At 71.5% G+C, this 22,223-nt stretch carries 16 protein-coding genes and 1 pseudogene; 5 read left to right on the top strand and 12 right to left on the bottom strand.

All coding sequences use genetic code 11. The annotated features are described in order from the left end of the window. Positions 1-22: 22 nt before the first annotated feature. Positions 23-1,333: an amidohydrolase gene (locus tag NYP07_RS01360; protein WP_268146578.1), complete on the bottom strand. Its 1,311-nt coding sequence runs from the start codon at positions 1,331-1,333 to the stop codon at positions 23-25. A 70-nt stretch (positions 1,334-1,403) separates the two neighbouring features. On the opposite strand from NYP07_RS01360, the gene recQ reads away from it, so the two are divergent. Beyond that, entirely contained in the window at positions 1,404-3,278 is a 1,875-nt protein-coding gene (gene recQ, locus NYP07_RS01355) for a DNA helicase RecQ (RefSeq protein WP_268146958.1), read from the top strand. On the opposite strand, the gene NYP07_RS01350 is transcribed toward recQ, so the two are convergent. Further along, positions 3,275-3,556: a hypothetical protein gene (locus NYP07_RS01350; protein ID WP_268146576.1), complete on the bottom strand. Its 282-nt coding sequence runs from the start codon at positions 3,554-3,556 to the stop codon at positions 3,275-3,277. The genes recQ and NYP07_RS01350 overlap by 4 nt on opposite strands. 208 nt (positions 3,557-3,764) lie before the next feature. Between NYP07_RS01350 and NYP07_RS01345 the strand changes: the two genes are divergently transcribed. Next, entirely contained in the window at positions 3,765-7,304 is a 3,540-nt protein-coding gene (locus NYP07_RS01345) for a Dyp-type peroxidase (RefSeq protein ID WP_268146574.1), read from the top strand. Between the two features lie 9 nt (positions 7,305-7,313). Here NYP07_RS01345 and NYP07_RS01340 read toward each other — a convergent pair whose 3' ends face one another. The 4 genes from NYP07_RS01340 to NYP07_RS01325 form a co-directional block, all read right to left on the bottom strand. After that, positions 7,314-10,316, bottom strand: a complete 3,003-nt coding sequence (locus tag NYP07_RS01340) for an AAA family ATPase (protein WP_268146572.1) — start codon at positions 10,314-10,316, stop codon at positions 7,314-7,316. A gap of 85 nt (positions 10,317-10,401) precedes the next feature. Then, positions 10,402-11,652, bottom strand: coding sequence for a hypothetical protein (locus tag NYP07_RS01335; RefSeq protein WP_268146570.1), 1,251 nt, complete (start codon positions 11,650-11,652; stop codon positions 10,402-10,404). A 152-nt stretch (positions 11,653-11,804) separates the two neighbouring features. Then, complete coding sequence (locus NYP07_RS01330) at positions 11,805-12,038, bottom strand: hypothetical protein (protein WP_268146568.1); 234 nt, start codon at positions 12,036-12,038, stop codon at positions 11,805-11,807. Positions 12,039-12,175: 137 nt separating this feature from the next. Next, complete coding sequence (locus tag NYP07_RS01325) at positions 12,176-14,191, bottom strand: alpha/beta hydrolase family protein (protein ID WP_268146566.1); 2,016 nt, start codon at positions 14,189-14,191, stop codon at positions 12,176-12,178. Positions 14,192-14,268: 77 nt separating this feature from the next. Between NYP07_RS01325 and uvrA the strand changes: the two genes are divergently transcribed. Beyond that, complete coding sequence (gene uvrA / locus NYP07_RS01320; protein ID WP_268146564.1) at positions 14,269-17,157, top strand: excinuclease ABC subunit UvrA; 2,889 nt, start codon at positions 14,269-14,271, stop codon at positions 17,155-17,157. On the opposite strand, the gene NYP07_RS01315 is transcribed toward uvrA, so the two are convergent. Continuing rightward, positions 17,158-17,970: an MHFG family PEP-CTERM protein gene (locus NYP07_RS01315; protein WP_268146562.1), complete on the bottom strand. Its 813-nt coding sequence runs from the start codon at positions 17,968-17,970 to the stop codon at positions 17,158-17,160. A 218-nt stretch (positions 17,971-18,188) separates the two neighbouring features. Between NYP07_RS01315 and NYP07_RS01310 the strand changes: the two genes are divergently transcribed. Continuing rightward, positions 18,189-18,581 carry a response regulator gene (locus tag NYP07_RS01310; protein ID WP_268146560.1) on the top strand — a complete coding sequence of 131 codons (393 nt, stop codon included), beginning with the start codon at positions 18,189-18,191 and terminating at the stop codon, positions 18,579-18,581. 82 nt (positions 18,582-18,663) lie between these two features. Here the strand turns inward: NYP07_RS01310 and NYP07_RS01305 are convergent, their stop codons facing one another. The 5 genes and pseudogenes from NYP07_RS01305 to NYP07_RS01285 form a co-directional block, all read right to left on the bottom strand. Beyond that, positions 18,664-19,095 (bottom strand): SWIB/MDM2 domain-containing protein, encoded by a 432-nt coding sequence (locus NYP07_RS01305; RefSeq protein WP_268146558.1) that lies wholly within the window; start codon positions 19,093-19,095, stop codon positions 18,664-18,666. Between the two features lie 210 nt (positions 19,096-19,305). Further along, on the bottom strand, positions 19,306-19,848 hold the full coding sequence (locus NYP07_RS01300; protein ID WP_268146556.1) for a cytochrome b/b6 domain-containing protein: 543 nt from the start codon (positions 19,846-19,848) through the stop codon (positions 19,306-19,308). Then, positions 19,849-20,097, bottom strand: a pseudogene (locus NYP07_RS01295) (PepSY domain-containing protein); the annotation flags it as partial. A gap of 64 nt (positions 20,098-20,161) precedes the next feature. Then, on the bottom strand, positions 20,162-21,472 hold the full coding sequence (locus tag NYP07_RS01290) for a Fe2+-dependent dioxygenase (RefSeq protein ID WP_268146553.1): 1,311 nt from the start codon (positions 21,470-21,472) through the stop codon (positions 20,162-20,164). A gap of 97 nt (positions 21,473-21,569) precedes the next feature. After that, positions 21,570-21,815, bottom strand: a complete 246-nt coding sequence (locus tag NYP07_RS01285; protein ID WP_268146552.1) for an energy transducer TonB family protein — start codon at positions 21,813-21,815, stop codon at positions 21,570-21,572. A gap of 54 nt (positions 21,816-21,869) precedes the next feature. On the opposite strand from NYP07_RS01285, the gene NYP07_RS01280 reads away from it, so the two are divergent. Then, positions 21,870-22,223 (top strand): phage holin family protein, encoded by a 354-nt coding sequence (locus NYP07_RS01280; RefSeq protein WP_268146956.1) that lies wholly within the window; start codon positions 21,870-21,872, stop codon positions 22,221-22,223.

Here is a 22,223-nt window from a genome sequence, read left to right as displayed (position 1 = left end):
AGGCGGGTCGTCTAGATGGGCGTCAGGGCTTGCCCAGCAGGGCCAGCACGCTGGCGCTGGTGATCTTGATGCCGGTCTTGATGCTGGGCTCGGCCACGGGCGCGAACTGCGGCGAATGGTTGAAGGGCAGCGGCGCGGCGCCCGGCTTGGACGCGGCTTCGACGCGTTCCGGCGGGTAGACGCCGAAGTGCATGAACAGCGAGGGCACGCCCTGCAGCGCGTAGACCGAGAAGTCTTCGCTGGCGGTGCTGGGCTTGGCCAGCAGCACCTTGTCGGCGCCCAGGCTGCTCTTGACGGCCGCCTCGACGCGGCGGATGACGCCCTCGTCGTTCATGACCGCGCCGGTGCCGGGCACGATGGTGATCTCGGGCTCGGGCGCGCCGGACGCCGCGGCCACGTGATGGGCCGTGCGGCGCAGGCCGGCGAGCAGGCCCTCGCGCACCTCGGGCAGGTAGGAGCGGATGGTGCCGCGCAGCACGGCCTGGTCCGGGATGATGTTGCCCACCGTGCCGGCCTGGAAGGCGCCGACCGTGATGACGCCGAACTCGCGCGGGTCCTTCTCGCGGCTGATGACGGTCTGCACGTCGGTGACGAAGCGCGCCGCCATCGCGACGGGGTCGATGGTGGCGTGCGGCGCCGAGCCGTGGCCGCCGCGCCCCTTGAAGACGATCTCGAAGCCGTCGGCGGCCGACATGGCCGGCCCGGCGCGGAACTGCACGGTGCCGTAGGCGCCGCCGCCGCTGTGGATGGCGATGGCGACCTCGGGCCTGGGGAAGCGCGTGAACAGGCCGTCCGCGACCATGGCCTGGGCGCCGGCGACGATCTCCTCGGCCGGCTGGGCGATGAACATCAGCCGGCCCTGCCAGCGGTCCTTCAGCGCGACCAGCGTGCGTGCCGCGCCCACCCAGGCGGCCATGTGCACATCGTGGCCGCAGCTGTGGGCGACGAAGCTCTCGCGGCCGTTGGAGATCGTCTTGGCGCGGCTCGCGTAGGGCAGGCCGGTCTTCTCCTCCATCGGCAGCGCGTCCAGTTCGGTGCGCACCATGACAGTGGGGCCGGCGCCGTTCTCGTAGATCGCGACCAGCCCGGTCTTGCCGACGTGTTCGGTCACCGTGAAGCCCAGCGCGCGCATCTCGGCGGCCAGCCTGGCGGCCGTGCGGGTCTCCTCGAAGGCGATCTCGGGGTGGCTGTGGATGTCCTGGTAGAGGGCTTCGAGCGCCGGGTAGGCATGGTCGGCCTGGCCGGCGACGGCGCTGTTCAGCGCCGCGGTCTGGGCGCCGGCGCAGGCGGTGCAGGCGGCCAGCCACAGGCCGGCGAAACGGTGACGCAGCATGACGATCTCCCTGGTGGTGGTGGCCGCCCGAGGGGGCGGCGAGTTGTTGGCGACAATCCCGGCCTTCGCCATGCAGTCGCCCACCCATCATCCTGTCGCCCCGGACACGCCGCAAGCGGTGCTGTCCCGGGTTTTCGGCTACACCGCCTTCCGCGGCCAGCAGGCCGCCATCGTCGAGCAGGTCGCCGCCGGCGGCGATGCGCTGGTGCTGATGCCCACCGGCGGCGGCAAGAGCCTGTGCTACCAGGTGCCGGCCATCCTGCGCCACCGGCGCGGCCAGGGCGTGGCCATCGTCGTCAGCCCGCTGATCGCGCTGATGCACGACCAGGTCGGCGCGCTGGAGGAGGCCGGCGTGCACGCCGCCTTCCTGAACTCCAGCCTGACCGGCGAGGAGGCCAGCCGCATCGAGCGCGAGCTGATGAGCGGGCGCCTGACGCTGCTCTACGCGGCGCCCGAGCGCATCACGACGCCGCGCTTCCTGGCCCAGCTCGCGTCGCTGCAGGAGCGCGGCCTGCTGTCGATGTTCGCCATCGACGAGGCCCATTGCGTCAGCCAGTGGGGCCACGACTTCCGCTCGGAGTACCTGCAGCTGAGCCTGCTGCACGAGCGCTTCCCCGAGGTGCCGCGCATCGCGCTGACGGCCACGGCCGACGAGCTGACGCGCGCCGACATCATCCAGCGGCTGCAGCTGCAGGACGCGCAGGTCTTCATCAGCAGCTTCGACCGGCCCAATATCCGCTACCTCATCGTCGAGAAGAACGGCTCGCCGCGCGAGCAACTGCTGCGCTTCGTGCGCGAGGAGCATGAGGGCGAGGCTGGGGTCATCTACTGCCAGAGCCGCAGGAAGGTCGAGGAAACCGCCGAGTGGCTGCAGAGCGAGGGCCTGAACGCGCTGCCCTACCACGCCGGCCTGGACGCCGACGTGCGCCGCCGCCACCAGGACCGCTTCCTGCGCGAGGACGGCCTCATCATGGTCGCGACCATCGCCTTCGGCATGGGCATCGACAAGCCCGACGTGCGCTTCGTCGCCCACCTCGACCTGCCCAAGAACATCGAGGCCTACTACCAGGAGACCGGCCGCGCCGGCCGCGACGGCGCGCCGGCCGAGGCCTGGATGACCTATGGCCTGGCCGACGTCGTCAACCAGCGCCGCATGATCGACGAGAGCCCGGCGGACGAGGTCTTCAAGCAGGGCCAGCGCGGCAAGCTGGATGCGCTGCTGGCGCTGGCCGAGGCGACGGACTGCCGGCGCGTGCGGCTGCTGAACTACTTCGGCGAGGCCAGCCAGCCCTGTGGCAACTGCGACAACTGCCTGAGCCCGCCGCAGACCTGGGATGCGACCGAGGCGGCGCGCAAGCTGCTGAGCTGCATCTACCGCTTCCACCAGCGCGGCGAGCGCTTCGGCGCTGGCCATCTGATCGACGTGCTGCGCGGCAAGGCCACCGACAAGACGCGCCAGTACCACCACGAGAGCCTGTCCACCTGGGGCTGCGGCGCCGACCTGTCGGAGCCGCAGTGGCGGGCCGTGCTGCGCCAGCTGATCGCGCTGGGCCATGTCGCGACCGAGGGCGAGTTCAACACGCTGGCCCTGCAGGACGGCGCCCGCGCGGTGCTGAAGGGCGAGGTGGAGCTGAGGCTGCGCGAGGCCGAGGAGAAGAAGCCGCGCGGCAAGACCAAGGCCGGACGGACGACCAAGCCCAAGGCCGATCCGTCGCTGGGCCTGGATGCCGAGGCCCAGCAGCGCTTCGAGGCGCTGAAGGCCTGGCGCTCCGAGGTGGCCAAGGAGCATGGCCTGCCGGCCTATGTGATCTTCCAGAACACCACGCTGGCCGAGATGGCCCGGCAGCAACCCGGCGACCTGGCCGAGCTGGGCGAGATCAGCGGCGTCGGTGCGAAGAAGCTCGAGGCCTATGGCCGCGAGATCCTCCGGGTTCTGGGCCGTTAGCAGACGGCCGGCGCCACGCAGGCGCTGGCGACCTGGGTGGTCTCGCCCGCCGTGTTGCGGCGGCCTTCGATGACGACGCGCGGCAGCTGGGCCACGCTGGGCTCGGGCGTGCGCACGCCGCTGATGACGACGCGGTCGAGGTGGACCACGGCGGGCGCTTCGGCCGGCGCGGTCAGCGTCAGCCAGGTGGCGCCGGTCAGCGCGACCAGCGCGACGAGGAGGGCGGCGCTGAAGGCCTGCAGGGGCGCGCGGTAGGCGGTGGTGCTGATGCGGTTCATGGCTGTTCTCCCGTGTTGATGGCTGGCAGTGTGTTCGCCCGGGTCACTTGGAACTCAGGGTTTGCGATAGGTTGCGGTTTTTGGCGGATGAGTTGCGGCTGGCGCGGACCGATGCGAACCGCGCGGCATCAACAAACTTATGGGTTCACCGCGGTCGGGCCGTCATGCCGCGCCGGGATACTTGGCGCTTCATCCTGGGAGGGAAGCCATGGCACGCGGCAACGACGTTCAACTCGGCGGCATCACCGATCTGGTGCTGCTGGCCGACATCAAGCCCGGATTCGTCGACGCGCTCGAGGTGGCGACCCATGTCGACCGCCTGCGCAAGGTGCTGCGCACGCTCAACGGCCTGCGCCTGGGCTCGCGCGAATCCAGCGCGCCGGCCTCGCGCTACAGCGACATCGTCGCGCGCTGGCGCATCGTGCACTCCTTCCGCTGGGCCGTCGTCGACGGCCGGGACGGCGTCCCCGACCGGCTGCTGCTGAACGTCAACTTCGACGGCGGCTGGGAGCCCTATATGCGGGTCATCTGGGACCAGCTCGGCTCCACGCTGGACCTCATCCTCTGCCACGCCGAGGGCTACGAGCTGTCCTGCAACTGCAGCTTCGAGGCCTATGCGCGCTGGGTGCGGGCGCACGAGGTGTCGGCCGACTTCCTCTTCATCGAATCCGGCCGCAGCGTCAGCGACGCCGAATACCTGTCGCGGCTGGAGGCCGCCCAGCGCGGCCATGCCAGCGAGCTGGGCGCCGATCGGCTGCGTGCGCCGGCCGCCGGCGAGGTCGCGCCGCTGCCCACCGACCCGGCCGAGCGCTTCGCGATGGCCGCGCGCGGCCTCGTGCCGCTGGCGGGTCTCTACACCTTGCAGCGCTATTTCAATGACCAGGCCTGGGACGGCCGCGTGCTGCTGCGCGCGACCCAGGACGTGCTGTTCGAGCTGACGCGGCTGGGCACGCGCGAGCACTTCCCCGTCGGCACCGGCAGCACGCCCGGCGAGCAGCTGCGCCGCCGCCACTTCGCGATGCTGCAGTGGTTCGAGAGCACGCTGACGCCGCCCGCCGTGCAGGCGCGCGAGCTGCCGCTGGCCGACGCCGACCTGCAGGCCGGCCTGCTGACCAGGCTGCCCGCCAACCGCGGCGCGCTGCTGCTGATGCGCGTGGCCCAGCCCGGCCCCGCGCTGGCCTGGCTGTCGACGGCGCCGGTCACGGCCGAGGGCCAGCAGCCGCCCCAGGCCGGGCCGCTGCAGGGCGTCTGGACCCAGGTCGCGCTGACGCTGGCCGGCCTGGGCGCGCTGGGCCTGCCGCCGGCGCGGCTGGAGCGCTTCCCGCAGGCCTTCAAGGAGGGCATGGCCGCGCGCGCCGGCCTGCTCGGCGACGTGCGCCACAACCACCCGGCCCATTGGGCGCTGGCGCCCCACGTCAACGGCCGCGACCGCTTCGACCCGGCCGGCGCCCATCTGCTCGTGCAGCTCCGTTTTGCGAGCCCCGAGCCCGGCGAGGTCATCACCCAGGCGGACCGCGACCGCATCGATGCCGTCGCCCAGGCGCTGACCCAGGGCACGGGCCTGGCGCTGATGGCCGTCGAGCCGCTGCGCGGCAGTGCGCTGGAGCAGGAGAGCTTCGGCTTCAAGGACGGCATCAGCCAGCCGGTGCCGGACTGGAAGGCGCCGCAGCCCACCGGCCAGCGCTGGGACGACCGCGTGCGCGACGGCGAGGTGCTGCAGGGTTATGCGACCGCGCGCGACAAGGGCTACGCGGTGCCCGAGCAGCCCGACGCGCTGCTGGACCGCGGCAGCTTCCTGGCCGTGCGCAAGCTGCGCCAGTACGTCGGCCGGCTGGACGCCCGCATGGCCGCCGAGGCGCGGCGCACCGGCCTGCCCAAGGAGCTGCTGCTGGCCAAGCTGATGGGCCGCTGGCGCACGGGCGAGCCGCTGGCCGACGACCACGCGCTGAACGAAGGCAACGACTTCAACTACGAGGCCGATGCCAAGGGCGCGCTCTGCCCCTTCCATGCCCACATCCGGCGCACCAACCCGCGCGACCTGGGCGCCGACCAGGCCTTCGCCAAGGCCCGCATGCCGCGCATCCTGCGCCGCGGCATGAGCTACGGCCCGCCGCCGGACCGCGACCACCCCGCGGACGACGCCGACCGCGGCCTGATCTTCATGGCCTACAACGCCCACCTGGCCGAGCAGTTCGAGGTCATCCAGCGCTGGGTGGCCGGCGGCAATGCCAGCGGCGGCTACTCGGCGCAGAGCGACCCGCTGCTCGGCGTCGTCGACCCGGGCGCGGGCCCGCGCCTCTACCCCTTCGAGCACGACAAGCGCGCCTACGAGATCGACCTCGGCCCCGAGCCCTTCGTCACGCTGCAGTGGGGCGCCTATTTCTTCGTGCCCTCCATCCGCGCGCTCAAGGCCCTGCCCGGTCTCGTCGAGCTGCCGCTGCCGCAGCTGCCTGCCGCGGCGCTGCCGGCCGCCATGCCGGCGCGGGACGACTTCGCCGCCTGGCAGGGCTGGCTGGAAGACCCGAACCGCCGCGACGCCGCCTGGGCCTGGGTGCGTCAGCAGCCGGGCGGCGTCGTCGCGACGGCCTATGGCGTGCTCGTCGGCGCCGCCGACCGCGTGCAGGAGGTGCTGAGGAATGCGCCCGACCGCTACTCGGTGGCCGGCTACGGCGAACGCATGGCCGATTCGGTCGGCGTCGGCTACCTGGGCCTGGACGACGACAGCGGCCACCGCGAGCAGGCGCCGGCCGTCAACAAGATCCTCGAAGGCGTCAGCGAGGCCGACTCCTTCATGCTCGCCTACCAGGTCGCCAGCGCCGGCATCGCCGGCCTGCGCCAGGAGGCCCAGGCCCTGCTGGCCGCCTTCCCGCCCGGCCAGAAGCCCGCCGACCTGCCCACCGACACGCCGCTGGACCTGGAGCGCCTCAGCGAAGGCGTGCTGGCCAAGCTCTGCCAGATCTGGTTCGGCCCGCCCGACGGGCGTTACGTCTGGGGCACCGAGTTCCACCCGCCCGGCGAGGCGGAGGCGCCGCGCTGCCCGGCGGCGCTGTTCCGCGTGTCGCGCTACGTCTTCGGCCCGCATCCGACGCCGGCCGTCTGTGCCGCCGGCCGCCAGGCGGGCAGCGCCTTCACCGAGGCCGTGGACCGCTGGCTGGCCGCCACGCCCTTCGAGCAGTTGCCCAAGCTGTCCCAGGCCATCCTGGCCGCGGCCGGCGCCGTGCCCGGCGCACCGGCCGACCTGCCCACGCGCATGCTGGCCGGCATTATGCTCGGCTTCCCGCCGACGACGCATGCCAATCTGCTGGCCACGCTGGCCATCTGGGTGCAGACGCGCAAGCTCTGGGACTTGCAGCCGCAATGGCACGAGGTGCCGGCCACGGCCAGCCTGCCCGAGCGCTACACGGCCGCCGTCGCGCGGCTGCGGCCCGCGCTGGTCGCGACGCTGAACTACAAGCCCACGCCCTTCCAGGTCTGGCGCCGGTCGCGCGCCGACCACCGGCTGGGCGGCGTCGACGTGAAGGCCGGCGACACCCTGGTCGTGGCCCTCGGCTCGGCCACCCAGCAGGACCCGCTGCGCCATCACATCGCCTTCGGCGGCGACCGCGCCGACCCGGCCGGCCCGCCGCCGCATGCCTGCCCGGGCTATGGCATGGGCATGGGCGTCATGCTGGGCGTCATCGCGGCGGTGCTGGATGCCGGGGTGCTGCGCTTCACCGGGGCGCCGACCGTGGTGGCGCTGAGCGTCTAGAAGGCGCTCTTATTCGGGCCGGGTCGCCGCCAGCAGCGCCCGTTCCACGAAGCCGCTCATGCCCATGCGCTCGAACTCGGCGTTGGCCCGGTCGCGCGCCGCGCGCCAGCCGTCGTCCAGCTTCAGCTCGGCCTCCAGCAGGGCCGTGACGGCGGCCTCGTGGGCGGAGTTGCGCCGCTCGCCGGCGCTGCGGGCCAGGGCCAGGTAGCGCTGCGCGCGCGCCGTGTCGCCCATGCGGGCGGCCAGCCGGGCCGCCGCGCGGTAGGCCATCGCGCCGCCGACCCAGTCGTGCTGGCGGCCGCGCTTCAGGGCCAGCGCGACATGCTGGCGCGCGGCGCCGGCGTCGCCCTGGTCGGACAGGATGTCGGCCAGCCAGCCATGCTGGAAGCTGCTGTACAGGCCGCCGCCGCGCGGCGCGAGCCAGGCGGTGGCGTCGAGGATGTGCTGGCGCGCGGCCGGGTCGTGCTCCTGCATCCAGGCGCCGTAGGCACCGGCCGCATGGCCCATCGCGCAGGTGAACATGCTGCGCACCTGGGCGCCCACGCGGTGGGCCACGGCCGCGGCCTCGCGGGCTTCGGCCCAGCGCCCCTGCCACAGCAGCACGGCGGCGCGCCAGCCCTGGATGCTGGCTTCGACGGCGTGGCTGCTGCCGTCGAAGGGCGCCAGCGCCTCGGCGAAGACCTCGTGGGCGCGCTGGAAATGGCCCTGGTCGCCCAGCACGTAGGCGCGGCAGCACAGCGAGAAGGACAGGCCGATCTGGTTCACGGCGCTCTTGCTGGCGCGCTCGCGCTGGCGGCCGATGGCCAGGTCCAGCATCGGCAGCGCGCTGGCGTAGTCGGCCGCGGCGGCCTGCAACTGGCCGACGGTGCCGGGCAGCTGGGCCAGCAGCGCGGTGTCGCCGCAGCCCTGGGCGGTCTGCACGGCGGCGCGCGCATGGCGCAGGCTGTCGCGGGTCTCGCCCAGCGCGTAGCCGACATAGGCCAGCCAGTATTCGGTGCGGGCGACGAGGTTGGCGTCGCCGTCGGCGCGGGCCAGTTCGGCGGCGTGCCTGAGCACGCGCAGGTCGTCCTGCGAGGCGTCGAAGACGCAGGCCATGCCCAGGCGCTGGGCGATGCCGACCCAGCGGCGGCGGCGTTGGCGGGCCTGGTCTTCGCCTTCGCCGGCGCGCTGCATGAACTCCAGCGCGGCCAGCGCGGCGCGGAACTGCTTCTTGGCGCGGTCCAGCGCCGAGGCGGCCAGGGCCTGGTCGCCGGCGGCCTCGGCATGGCGGGCGGCGGCGGGCCAGTCGTTGGCGGCGGCGTCGTGGTAGGCGAGCTGCTCGTGCAGCTGGCTCTCGCGGCCGCCGCGCGCGGCCAGCGCGACGCTGATGTGGCGGTGCAGGGCCTGGCGCTCGTGCAGGCCGGTGGCTTCGTAGACGACGTCGCGCGTGATGCCGTGCTTGAAGCGCAGATGGCCGGGGCGCTGGTCGGGAAAGATGAAGTCCTGGGCCGCGAGGGCGCGCACGGCGGGATGCTGCTCGCCATAGCCGGTCAGGATCTCCAGCAGCCAGACCGGGATGACGTTGCCGATGACGGCCGCGATGCGCACGAGCCGGGCCTGCTCGGGCGCGAGGCGGTCGACGCGCGACTCGACCAGCGCGGCCAGCCAGGCCGAGCCGCTCTGGCCCTCGGCCAGGCCCTCGCCGGCGTCGGCCGCCGCGTGGCAGAGCTCCTCGATGAAGAGGGGGTTGCCGCCGGCGTGGCGCTGCACCTCGGCGGCGATGAAGGGGTCGATCTGCGGCAGCAGCTGCTGCACGGCGCGCGCGGCCTCGGTCTCGCTGAGCGGCGGCAGCTCGATGAGCTGGGCCGGGTCGTCGTGGGCACCCGGCAGCGGCTCGCCCGTCGGGCGGCTGGCGCTGAGCAGCAGCAGCGCCAGGCCCTGGGCCTGGGCGGCGGCGCGCAGCCGGTGCAGCAGGCGCAGCGAGGCGTCGTCGGCCCATTGCAGGTCGTCGATGCAGACCAACTGGGGCGTGCGGCGCGCCAGCGCGAGCAGCAGCGCGAGCAGCGCGTCGGCGCGCTGGCCGGGGGCGCTGTGCTGGGCCGCGAAGAGCTCGGGCGGCGCGTCCTCGAGGCCGTCGAGCGCGCGCAGCATCTGCAGAAAGGGCTGCAGCGGCTCGGCGCTGAGATAGCTCTCGCAGTAGCCGCGGTGGATGCGGCAGGGCCGGTCAGCCTGGTCTTCGGCGTGGCGCAGGAACTTCTCGATGAGCCGCGTCTTGCCGACGCCGGCACCGGCGCGTATGCCCAGCCACAGCGTGTGGCCGGCCAGCGTGCGGGCCAGGGCGGCCTCCAGCGCGGCCAGCTCGGCGCCGCGGCCGACAAAGGGCGCCAGGCCGCGGCGCATGCTGGCCTCGAAGCGCCGGCCGATGGCGGCGCGGCCGTGCACGCGGTAGGCGGCCAGCGGCGTCGCGCGGCCGCGCAGCTGCAGCGAGAAGCGCGGCCCGGTCTCGAAGAACTGGCTCTGCAGGCCCAGGCTCTCCTCGCTGGCGATGATCTCGTCGCGCTTGGCGGCCTCGGACAGCCGGGCGGCGATATTGGGGGCGTTGCCGAGCAGCTCGAAGCGCCCGCGCATCTGGTCGCCCTCGTTGACGAGGACGATGCCGGCATGGATGCCGCTGTGCAGGGCCAGGCCGGGGAAGTCGGCCGGGCGGGGGCCTGGCGGCAGCAGCTCGCGCACGGCGGCGTGCAGCTCCAGCGCTGCCTCGGTGGCGCGGCGGCCGTCGTCCTCGCGCACCTCGGGGTGGCCGAACAGGGCCAGCATGCCGTCGCCCTGGATGCGCGCGATGACGCCGCCGTGGTGGGGCACGATGCGTTCGTACAACGTGCGCAGCCCGGCCAGCATGGCCGCGTAATGCTCGGCCTCCATCCACTCGGCCATGGCGGTGGAGCCGCTCAGGTCGACGAAGAGCAGGGTCAGCAGCCGGCGCTGGCCGAGGGCGGGCGCGCTGGCGGCATGGGAGGCAGGGGACTCGGTCACAGCGCCGGGAATCCTAGCCGCTGCGCCTCCGGCGCGGCGGCAAGAACTGGTCCTTTTGGAGGGCCGGCTCTAGGGGTGGGAGCCCTCAGGCCCGCATCGGCACGAAGTCCGTGTCCGCCACGCTGCGCGGCGCGTCCCCGGGCAGGTCTTCCTCGCGCAGGCCGAGGTAGATGGGCTCGCCGTTGCGGCGGTGGATGTTGATCTTGGCGTTGTAGACGCGGTGGATCAGGCCGTGCTTGTCGGCGATCTCGTATTCGCTGATGCCCCACAGGCCGAAGAGGTCGCGCCGGCCGGTCAGGTAGCAGGCGATCTCGTCGACCTCGGAGCCGGCGAGCTTGAGGCCGTTGAGGCTGCGCAGCGGCGCGCGCGTGCGCTCGACGAAGTCCAGGCTGTCGATGCGCACGTCCTCGCCGCTGGCCTCGTCGTGCATCAGCGTGTTGAACTTGCCGACCAGGATCTGGCCCGGCTGGGCGTGCTCGATCATGCGCGCCAGCTCGATCGTGACCTGGCCGACCAAATAGCTGAACGAGGTCGGGTTCAGGCCCTCGGACTGGTAGAACTCGTAGTGCGAGCCGACGTGGAAGCAGGCGCGCAGCCGCGGCACCGACTCCGGGCGCGTGGCGCGCTCGCGGGCCAGCGCGTTGTCGGCCAGGATGAACTGCATCAGCTGGTAGAGCTCGACATTGGCCGCCACGCCGCGCATGCGGTTCCAGATGTAGAAGCCGTCGCCCGTCGTCGTGCGCGCGAAGTTGATGTTGATCTCGCGGGCCAGCAGCTTGGCATAGGCCGCGTTGACCGAGCAGGACAGGCTGTTGAGCTGCACGACCTGCTGCAGCGGCGTCAGCAGCGAGAAGCCGACCGCGTCGAACAGGATGACGGCGCGGTCCTCGACGAGGCGGATGCCGTAGCGCGCCGCGATGGCGGCGATCAGCGGCAGGCCCAGGCCGCGCTCGGGCGCGAAGGGCAGCTCGACGAGACGGGGCTCGACGCCCAGGGCCAGGGCCACCGCGTCGAAGGCGTCGGCGGCCAGGTGCTCCTGGTTGGACAGCAGCTTGTCCAGCAGCCGCGTGCGGCGCGTGATCTCGGCCTGCGGCAGCCGGCCGTCGCCCAGCGTGTACTCGGTCAGCGTCTGGTGCGGCGCGACCAGCACGCGCAGGCCGCTGGCCTCGGGCGTCCACGCGTAGATCAGGTTGTCGCCCAGGCTCCACAGCGTGTAGAGGGCCTGATCGAGCAGGATGATGTTGTCGCGCAGCGCGGTTTCGCTCAGGCCGGCCGGGGCCGGATAGGCCATGAAGCCATCCAGCCAGGACCGGCGTTTGCGCAGCTCTTCTTTCAAGGCGGGCTCCAGTCAGAAGCCCGGATTGTCTTTCAGACCTGTGTCAATCGCTTGCACCCAGCCGACTCGGCGGCGCAGCCCCGGCCGGCGGCCTGCTGCGCCGGCGACTCGGCTCGGTGGTTTTTCGTGACGGGCATCGTCATGCCAGGGGCTCAGGCGCGGCGGGCGGTGATGGTCACGCGGGGCAGTTGCTGGACCTGGGCGACGTCGCGGACGGCGTAGCCGGTGACGACGACGCGCGGCAGCTGGGCGACCTGCTGGGCAGCCTTGCCGGTGACGACGACGCGGGGCAGCTTCTGGATTTGCTGCGGGGCGGCGCTGGCGGCGCAGGCGGTGAACGCGAAGGCGGCGACGGCGGCGGCTTGGATCAGGACGGTGGCTTTCATGAGGCTTCCTTTGGGGTCTGCACAGCGGGATTGCTGTATCGATGGAAGCAGTTTCTGCAAGCGGCCGGCGCGCCGCCAGCGCGCTGCGATGAATCGCCGGGCGCGGGCCGCGAGCTGCATGGCGCCGCGATGAAGCGTCAGTTGCCCGGTGCGGGCTTCGCGGCGCCGCTGCCGCCGATGTTGCGCGCCAGGAAGCGTTCGACGCGGCCCCAGAAGTCCTCATTGGTCTTCAGGTTGAACCAGCCGTGGCCCTCCTCCGGGTAGACGACCCATTCCAGGTCCTGCTCGGGGCGCAGCGCGGCCTTCATGTCGCTGCCATGCTTGAGGGGCACGCGCATGTCGGAACCGCCGTAGGCCATCAGCAGCGGCATGCGAATTTCTTTGGCGCGCGCCAGCGGGGAGGTCCGGCGCATCTGCTCTGCGTCGGTGTCCGGGTTGGCCACGAGGCGCTTCATGCCGTGCTGCTTCCATTCCTCGGAGAAATCGCTCCAGTGGATGCTGGACATCAGGCCGATGTCGGTCACGCCGACCCAGTTGACGGCGCACTTGAACAGCTCGCCCTGGGTGACGGCGCCCATCATGGCCGCATAGCCGCCATAGCTCGCGCCCATGATGCAGGCGTGCTGCGGGTCGGCCCAGCCCTGCTTGACGGCCCAGGCCAGCGTGTCGGCAAGGTCGTCCTGCATGGCCAGGCCCCACTGCTTCCAGCCGGCACGGAAGAGCTGCCAGCCATAGCCGGTGCTGCCGCGGAACTCGGGTTCCAGCACGAGGTAGCCGCGGCTGGCGAGGAACTGGGCGTTCCGCTCCCAGGCCCAGCGCGTGCCGCGCAGATAGGGGCCGCCGTGCACGAGGACGACGGTGGGCGTCCTGCCCTTGACGCCGCCGGCCGGTTGCGTGACGAGCACGGGCAGCTCCAGGCCGTCGCGGGCCTTGATGCGGTGGTAGTCGCGCTGGCCCATCGCGGCGGGCCGCAGTTCGGCCGGCGCCGAGGCCAGCTTCTGCAGCGCCTTGTCGGCCGGCTTGTAGAGGTAGTACTCGGGCGGACGCTGGTCGGACAGGGCCGTGACGACGAGGTGCATCGCCTTCAGGCAGCGCCGGCATTCGATCAGGTTGATCGAGCCCGGCAGCTTGGCGTCGATGTCGGCCTGCATCGCCTTCATCGCCGGGTCCAGCCAGGCCGTGCCGGGGGCGTCGGTCTCGAAGCGGATGCCGAGCAGGCGCCGGGCGTCGGGGTCGAACATCGGCCGGCCCCGGTAGTCGTAGCCCTTGAGGTCGACCAGGGGTTGGGCCTCGCTTGCACCGGTCTCGGCATCGAGGCGGAACAGCGCGGAGTAGCCGCGATAGCCGCTCACGCCGAGCATCAGGCCGTCCGGCCCCATCCAATCCGGCGTCGCGTGCTGGCGCTTGTAGGCGTCGTCGTCGAACCAGGGCTGCCAGCGGCCCTGCGCGTCACGTCGGTAGAACTGGCTGCGGCCGGCGTGCTCGGCTTCGATCACCTGGGGTTCGCCGCGCCAGTCCAGCAGCCAGCGCGACGTGTAGTCGGGGATGCCCTGGCTGAGGTTCTTCGTCAGGCCGGTGCGCGTGTCCAGCCGCGCGAGCTGCGTGCCGGCGGACTCGCGGTCCGTCGACCAGCGGCGGCGCAGCACGATCACGTCGACGCCGCCATCGGGCGGCACGCCGTGCAGCGTCCAGTTCATCTCCAGCCGGCGGTCGGCGATGGTGCTGCTGTTGTTGGTGATGAAGGCCTTGTCGCTGTTGATGAGCTGGCGGAAGCTGCTGCCGTCCCGGTCCACCGCCCACAGGCCTTCGGCCATCACGCGCGTGCTGCCGTCGGGCGAGTCCGACACCTGGAACACCAGCCGATCCTCGTTGACCCATTGATGGCTGGCGATGTCGGCATCGTTGAAGCCGGCAACGAAGCGGGGCTGGTCCAGCGTCTGCAGGTCGATGACGGCCAGCCACATCCGGTCGCCCTTGCCGGCGGCCTGGATGGCCAGGTAGCGCCCGCTCGGGCTGAGCCTGGGCTCGCGCACCTGCGGGCGCTTGAAGAAGGCCGCGATCGGCGGCGGCTCGGCGGACGCCGGCGCGGCGCAGAGCGCAAAACCCAGTGCCGTGCTCAGCGCGGCAAAGGCCGCGCGCAACCTGATCCTCATCGGGACCTCCCTGTCGGTGCTTGGACGCGCCGGATTGTGGCGGCCTATCATGGCCGGTTGCCTTGTGAAAACTCCCCATGTCGTCGCCTGAGTCCAAGTTCATCCGCGTGCGCGGCGCGCGCACCCACAACCTGAAGAACATCGACGTCGACCTGCCGCGGCATGCGCTGGTCGTCATCACGGGGCTGTCGGGCTCGGGCAAGTCGTCGCTGGCCTTCGACACGCTGTATGCCGAGGGCCAGCGGCGTTATGTCGAGAGCCTGTCCAGCTACGCCCGCCAGTTCCTGCAGCTGATGGACAAGCCGGACGTGGACATCATCGAGGGCCTGTCGCCGGCCATCTCCATCGAGCAGAAGGCGACCTCGCACAACCCGCGCTCCACGGTCGGCACGGTCACCGAGATCCACGACTACCTGCGCCTGCTCTATGCCCGCGCCGGCACGCCCTTCTGCCCCGACCACCACCTGCCGCTGGAGGCGCAGTCGGTCAGCCAGATGGTGGATGCCGTGCTGGCCATGCCGGACGAGAGCAAGCTGATGCTGCTGGCGCCCGTCGTGCGCGACCGCAAGGGCGAGTTCGTCGAGCTCTTCCAGGACCTGCAGGCCCAGGGCTATGTGCGCTTTCGCGTCGACGGCGCGACGGTGGAGGCGCCCGACATCCCGGCGCTGAAGAAGGCCGAGAAGCACGACATCGATGTCGTCGTCGATCGCGTGGTCCTGCGCGCCGATGCCCATGATCAGCAGCGCCAGCGCCTGGCCGAGAGCTTCGAGGCGGCGCTGCGCCTGGCCGACGGGCGAGCGCTGGTGATGAATATGGCGGGTGAGCAGACGACCCTGTTCTCCAGCAAGTTCGCCTGCCCGGTCTGTTCCTACTCGCTGCCCGAGCTGGAGCCGCGGCTGTTCTCCTTCAATTCGCCGGTGGGTGCCTGCCCCAGCTGCGAGGGCCTGGGCCAGGTCACCGTGTTCGACGCCGACCGCGTCGTCGCCTTCCCGACGCTCAGCCTGGCCAGCGGCGCCGTGAAGGGCTGGGACCGGCGCAACCCGTACACGTTCTCGCTGCTGGAGTCGGTCGCGGCCCACTACGCCTTCGACGTCGAGGCGCCGTGGGAGAGCCTGCCGGCCACGGCCCGGCAGGTGCTGCTGGACGGCTCCGGCGAGCAGGACATCGCCTTCGTCTACCAGGCCGAGACCTCGACCGGCAAGAAGCGCTCGGTCAAGCGCCACCATCCCTTCGAGGGCATCCTGCCCAATCTGCAGCGCCGCTACAAGGAGACCGACTCGGCCGCCGTGCGCGAGGACCTGGCCCGCTACATGGCCGCCAAGCCCTGCCCGGCCTGCGAGGGCTCGCGGCTGCGGCGCGAGGCGCGCAATGTCGTGCTGCAGCCGGCCGATGCGCCGGCGGGCTTCAAGGGCCGGCCGATCTACGAGGTCGAGCATTCGACGCTGCGCGAATGCCTGGACTATTTCGAAGGGCTGAAGCTCAAGGGCAACAAGGCCGAGATCGGCGACAAGGTCGTGCGCGAGATCGCCTCGCGGCTGCGCTTCCTGAACGACGTGGGCCTGAACTACCTGAGCCTGGACCGCAGCGCCGACACGCTGTCCGGCGGCGAGGCCCAGCGCATCCGGCTCGCGAGCCAGATCGGCTCGGGCCTGACCGGCGTCATGTATGTGCTGGACGAGCCCAGCATCGGCCTGCACCAGCGCGACAACGACCGGCTGATCGCCACGCTGTGGCGGCTGCGCGACCTGGGCAATTCGGTGTTGGTCGTCGAGCACGACGAGGACGCCATCCGCGCGGCCGACTGGGTGCTGGACCTGGGCCCCGGCGCCGGCGTGCATGGCGGCCAGGTCATGGCGCAGGGCACGCCCGATCAGGTGGCGGCCGACCCCAACTCGCTGACCGGCCGCTACCTGAGCGGCACTGCGCGCATCGAGGTGCCGGCCGAGCGCCACAAGCCCGCCGACGGCGCGCAGCTGCGCATCGTCAACGCGCGCGGCAACAACCTCAAGGGCGTGACGGTCGAGATCCCCGTCGGCCTGCTGACCTGCGTGACCGGCGTGTCCGGCTCGGGCAAGAGCACGCTGGTCAACGACACCCTCTACGCCGCCGTCGCCAGGAAGCTCTACCAGAGCCATGCCGACCCGGCCGCGCACGACGAGATCGAGGGCCTGGACGCCTTCGACAAGGTCATCAACGTCGACCAGAGCCCCATCGGCCGCACGCCGCGCTCCAACCCGGCCACCTACACCGGCCTGTTCACGCCCATCCGCGAACTCTTCGCCGAAATGCCGACGGCGCGCGAGCGCGGCTACGGCGCGGGCCGCTTCAGCTTCAACGTCGCCGGCGGGCGCTGCGAGGCCTGCCAGGGCGACGGTGTGCTGAAGGTGGAGATGCACTTCCTGCCCGACGTCTACGTGCCCTGCGACGTCTGCCAGGGCCGGCGCTACAACCGTGAGACGCTGGAGGTGCTCTACAAGGGCAAGAACATCACCGACGTGCTGAACATGACGGTGGAGGACGCCCACCAGCTCTTCAATGCGGTGCCGGCGCTGGCGCGCAAGCTGCAGACCCTGCTGGACGTGGGCCTGGGCTACGTGAAGCTGGGCCAGAGCGCCACGACGCTGTCGGGCGGCGAAGCGCAGCGCGTGAAGCTGGCGCTGGAGCTGAGCAAGCGCGACACCGGCCGCACCCTCTACATCCTGGACGAGCCGACCACCGGCCTGCACTTCGCCGACATCGCACTGCTGCTCAAGGTGCTGCATCAGCTGCGCGACGCGGGCAACACCATCGTCGTCATCGAGCACAACCTGGACGTCATCAAGACGGCCGACTGGCTCGTCGACATGGGGCCGGAGGGCGGCGCGGGCGGCGGCACGCTGCTGGTGGCCGGCAAGCCGGAGGACGTGGCGGCCTGCGATGCCAGCCACACGGGGCGCTATCTGGCGCCGCTGCTCAAGCGGCGCTGATCAGCGACGCCGGCCGACGCGGTAGGCGATGACCAGCAGGCCGGCGGCAATCATGGCCCAGCTGCCCGGCTCGGGCACGGCCGGCGTGGTGCCGGGCAGGCCGGAGTTGGAGTCGGCCACGCGCACGGTGCCGGGCGGCAGGGCGGGCATGCCCAGGCCGATCAGGCCCGGGCCGCTGCCCTGGGCGGCCACCGGTCCGGGTGCCGAGCCGCCGAGCAGGCCGCCGCCCGCGGCGGGCGACGGGCCGCCCGCCAGCGTCGGCACGCCGGACTGCTGAGCGAAGCTGCCGGGCGCGCCGGCGGCCATCGGGCCGGCGCCCGGGGCCTCGAACTCCAGCGGCGCGTCCTCGCCGGTGCGGGCCGACGACGCGACGTTGTCGGCATGGGCCGGCGCGATGGCCGCGGGCTTCTGCAGGCGGTTGACGCGGCTGACGTTGCGGCAGACGGTCGGCACGAGGATGCACTGGCCGTCCTCGCAATAGACCAGGCCGCGCTCCTGCGTCTTGGGCGTCCACTTCGTGCGCGTCACGGTGCGGCAGACGGCGCCGGGGCCGAAGTGCATGTCGCGGATCTCGGGCGCGTAGTCGTCCTTGCCCTTGATCGCGTCGCGCTCGATGACGGCGATGTCGTCGTAGCTGCGCGCCTTCATGCGCGCCTTGAGCTTCTCGCGGACCGCGGCGGGGATGTCGGCGTAGTGATCGACGGCCGCGACCACATCGCCCATGAAGGGATTGGCGCCCGGCCGGTCCCAGCTGCACTGAGGCAGCGTGGAGCCGGCGGACACGGCGAGGGCGAGGCTGGCGATCAGGGACATCGGAGGCCCGGAAAAAGGTCGCGCCCGAATCAGGGCGCATGCCCCAAGTATTAGGGATGCCCAGGGTTTGTCCGCGTTGGAAACCCTCAAAGAGGGGGGATCCCAGCGGTGAGAAAAATCACGCATGCCGGCGAAAGTGAGACCTCGCCGCCTGCAGTCGGCCGGGCCGGGCATTGCTGCTATCGTGCCGACCGCTGTAGCTGTCCCCCAACCCTGCCATGCCCGACCGCGCCCTGCCGCTGGTGCTCTACGTCGAAGACGACCGCATCCACCTGATCCTGATGGAGGAGGTGTTCCGGCTGCTGCCGGGCTGGGAACTGCGGCTGGCCGAGACGGGCGCCGAGGCGCTGGCCGCGCTCGCCGAGCGCCGGCCGGCCGTCGTGCTCGTCGACATGAACCTGCCCGACATGACGGGGCTGGAGCTGCGCCGGCGCGTCAGCGCGGACGCCGGGCTGTCGGCCGCGCTGCAGGGCGTGCGCTGGATTGCACTGTCGGCCGACGACCCCGGCGCGCTGGTGCGCGCGGCGCGCGAGGCGGGCTTCGACGACTACTGGCTCAAGCCCATCGACGTGCCGCAGCTGCAAAGCGGCCTGCAACGCTTGCTCGACTGAGCAAGCGGAGCGGGCGCGGCCAGAAAAAAACCCGCTCTCGGCGGGCTTTCGTGCACGAGGCCGCGGCGGGCGCGGCGCCGCTTCACTTCAGGTGGCTGTTGATCAGCTTGGTCATCTCGAACATGTCGGCCTTGGCCTTGCCGAAGATCTCCTTCAGCTTGGCGTCGGCGTTGATGACGCGCTTCTGCAGCTCGTCCTGCAGCTTGTTCTTCTTGATGTATTCCCAGACCTTCTTGGTCACGTCGGTGCGCGGCAGCGGGGTCGCGCCGACGATGGCGGCCAGGGCCGCGCTGGGGGTCAGGGCTTTCATGAAGGCTGCGTTGGGCGTGCGCTTCTTGGCGGGGGCCGCGGCCTTCTTGGCCGGGGCTGCCTTCTTCGCGGGCGCGGCCTTCTTGGCCGGCGCCGCCTTCTTCGCGGCGGCCTTCACGGGGGTGGCGGCGGCTTTCTTGGCCGGAGCCGCCTTCTTGGCCGGCGCTGCCTTCTTCGCGGGCGCGGCCTTCTTCGCAGTTGCCATGTCGATTCACTCCATCAAAGGTTGTTGATGTGCCGGGCCCGGGTGAAGGCCGCGTAAGCCTTCAATACTCTCTAGCACCCTGCGCCGGCGATGGTACTGCTCTCCATGGAGGAATAGAAGGCTTTCTCCCAGGAGGAAACGCCTATCTGCCCAGGAAACATCGAGGTTGTCGCGGCCTCGCGTCATACGAGGCCGTTGGCGACGCACTTCTCAGTCGATGTCGTCGGTGCCGGGCGCGCGTTTGCGGCCGCTGCACATCGCGGCCGCGAGGTTCTCGCGATGCCGCCAGCTCGTCACCGCGACGCCGCCGAGGTGCCCAGCGACGAGGGCAGCGACCCACCACGCGAGCGCGGCGTGCAGGGCCGACAGCCACGCGCAGCCCCACAGCCATTCGGTCGTGTAGAGCCAGCCGCTGAGGGCCAGTGCGGCGCTGCAGCCCAGCAGCGCCAGCACCATCCATGCGCCCAGCGGGTTATGGCCGATGTGGCGCGGCTCGTGGCCGGCGCGCAGCGCGCGGGCATGGGCCAGCACGGCGCGCGGGCCGCGCACGAACTGCGCGAATCGCGCGTAGCGGCCGCCGGCGTAGCCCCAGGCCAGCCGCAGCGCGACGGCGGCGCCGGCCACATGGCCGGCGGTCTGGTGCACGGCGTCGAAGTCGCCCGGCGGCCAGTGTCCGCTGACCCAGCAGGTGGCCACGGCGCCCGCCAGCGTCCAGTGCAGCAGGCGGACGAGCGGATCCCAGACGCGGCGCACTTACTTTTCGTCGGCCTGGCCTTCGGCGTGGACGCGCTCGAAGGCCTTGGGATGGAAGAAGGCCTCGGTCTTGTGGCCCTCGGCGTCGAAGCCGTAGACCTCGTAGCAGCCGTTGTAGTGCTTGACCTGGCGCACCTTCCAGCCTTCGGCTTCGAGCTTCTTCTGCAGCTCCATTTGCGGCCTCATCTCCGCCTTGGGGACGGCGGGGCAGGAGACGTTGCCGTGGGCGAAGGCGGCGCCGGCCGCGAGCGTGAGGGCGAGGGGGCGATGACGCGTTGCATGGTTGGCTCCTTGGAAAACGGGTGGGGGTGAATCAGCAGTCCAGCCACATGCGCAGCAGGTTGTGGTAGGTGCCGGTCAGGCCGATGACGGCCGGGTCGGCTTCGCCCAGCCGGCTGCGCAGGCTCATCAAATGGCTGTCCATGTCGAACAGCAGGCGGCGCTGCTCGGCGCTGCGCACCAGGCTCTGCACCCAGAAATAGCTGGCCAGGCGCTGGCCGCGCGTGACGGGCTCGACGCGGTGCACGCTGTGACCCGGGTAGACGATCAGGTCGCCCGCCGGCAGCTTGATGCGCTGCCGGCCGAAGGTGTCCTCCATCGTCAGCTCGCCACCGTCGTACTCGTCCGGCTCGCTGAGGAAGAGGGTGCAGGACACGTCGGTGCGCACCCGCCCGCCGCCGTCGCGCAGATGGCGCACGGCGCTGTCGACGTGGTTGCCGAAGCCGTTGGCCGCGCCGGAGTGCCTGGGCAACAGGCCCACGGGCGCGCCGACCAGCGTCTTGTAGCCGCTGCTGTTCGGTGGCGTGACGGCGCTGCCGACCTTGTCGATGACGGCCTGGTGCAAATAGGCGTAGGAGACGTAGACCTCCAGCTCGGGCGTGACGCGGCCGACGATGTCGAACGCCAGGCCCTGCGAATGGCGCCTGCCGCTCAGCACGGGGTAGGTGCCGGCGAAGTCTGAGTCCGTCGTGCGCTCGTTGTATTTCTCGGTGCGGAACAGCGCCGCGCGCGTCGACAGCCTGCCGTCCAGCCAGTCCAGCTTGGCGCCCAGTTCGATGTTGCGGCTCTTCTCGGCCGGCACGTCGGCGATCTGCTGCGTCGTGTACTGGTAGGTGTCGGCCGAGGTGTTGAAGGACGTGCCCCAGGAGAAGTGATAGGACTGGCTGGCCGTCGGCTGGAACAGCAGGCCGGTGCGCCCGCTCCACAGCGACGGGTAGGACAGGCGGCTGGCCGTGCGGGCGTTGGAGACGTCGGTGCCGCTGTTGGCGTGGCCCACGCTCGTCATGTCGGACCTGACGCGGTCCCAGCGCAGGCCGCCCAGCAGCTCGCCGCCGTCGGCGCAGCGGTGCGTCCACGAACCCGTGCCGTAGAAGGCGCGGCCGCGCAGATGGTCGCTGGCCGTGCCGTTCTCTGTGGCGGCGAAGGTGATGCCGGCCGTGTAGTGCAGCGCCTGCTTCAGCGTGTCGAGCTTGGCGTCGTCGATCAGCTTCTCGGTCACGACGGTGAGCGATTGCGGGATGTCGCGGATCTCCTGCCTGCCCTTGCCGAGCGTCGTGGTGTTGGCCTGCAGGCTCTGCTTGCCGCCGTCCTCCGCGGCGGCCGGCTGGTTCTTCTTGCGGGACATGGGGAATCTCTCCGAGGGATCGTGAAGGGGCATGGCTTTACCCACGACGGCAGGGCGGGCCGCCCACGGCATGGCTGATGGGGTTGGAAAAGCGCGGTCAGCGGTCGACTTCGTAGGACATCGGCGCGATGACTTCCCACTCGACGGGCTGGCCGTTCTCGGTCTGCGGCACGAAGCGGGCGCTGCGCATGTCCAGCAGCGCCTGCTCATCCAGGCGGGCGAAGCCCGAGGACCGCGCCAGCGTGATCGCACGCGGCTGGCCGCGTGCGTCGACGACGATGCGCAGGTGCACGACGATGCCCGCCGCCAGCGCACGCTGCCTGGCGCCGGCGGCCGTCTCCACATAGCTTGGCCCCGGTTGAGCGGCGGGCGGCGGCCCGATATGCTCGCGGCCATGATCAAGATCCTCGTCCGTTGGCTGCTGCTGGCCGGTGCGTTGCTGCTGGTGGCCCACCTCTACTCCGGCGTCGAGGTGACCAGCTTCAGCTCGGCACTGCTCGCGGCCTTCGTGCTGGGCCTGCTGAACACGCTGCTGCGGCCCGTCCTCGTGCTGCTGACGCTGCCGGTGACGGTGCTGAGCCTGGGGCTCTTCCTGTTCGTCATCAACGCGCTGACGTTCTGGGCCGCCGCCTCCCTGCTGGAGGGCCTCGTGGTCAAGGGCTTCTGGGCCGCGCTGGTCGGCTCGCTGATCTACAGCCTGTGCGGCATGGTCATCGACGTCATCATCGAGCGGCTCTTTCCACAGGACTGA

Origin of the sequence: Pelomonas aquatica, assembly GCF_026712205.1 — a bacterium.
GTDB lineage: Bacteria > Pseudomonadota > Gammaproteobacteria > Burkholderiales > Burkholderiaceae_C > Pelomonas > Pelomonas aquatica.
Note: the sequence above shows the minus strand (reverse complement) of the source record. Positions and strands in the feature narration are given on the sequence as shown.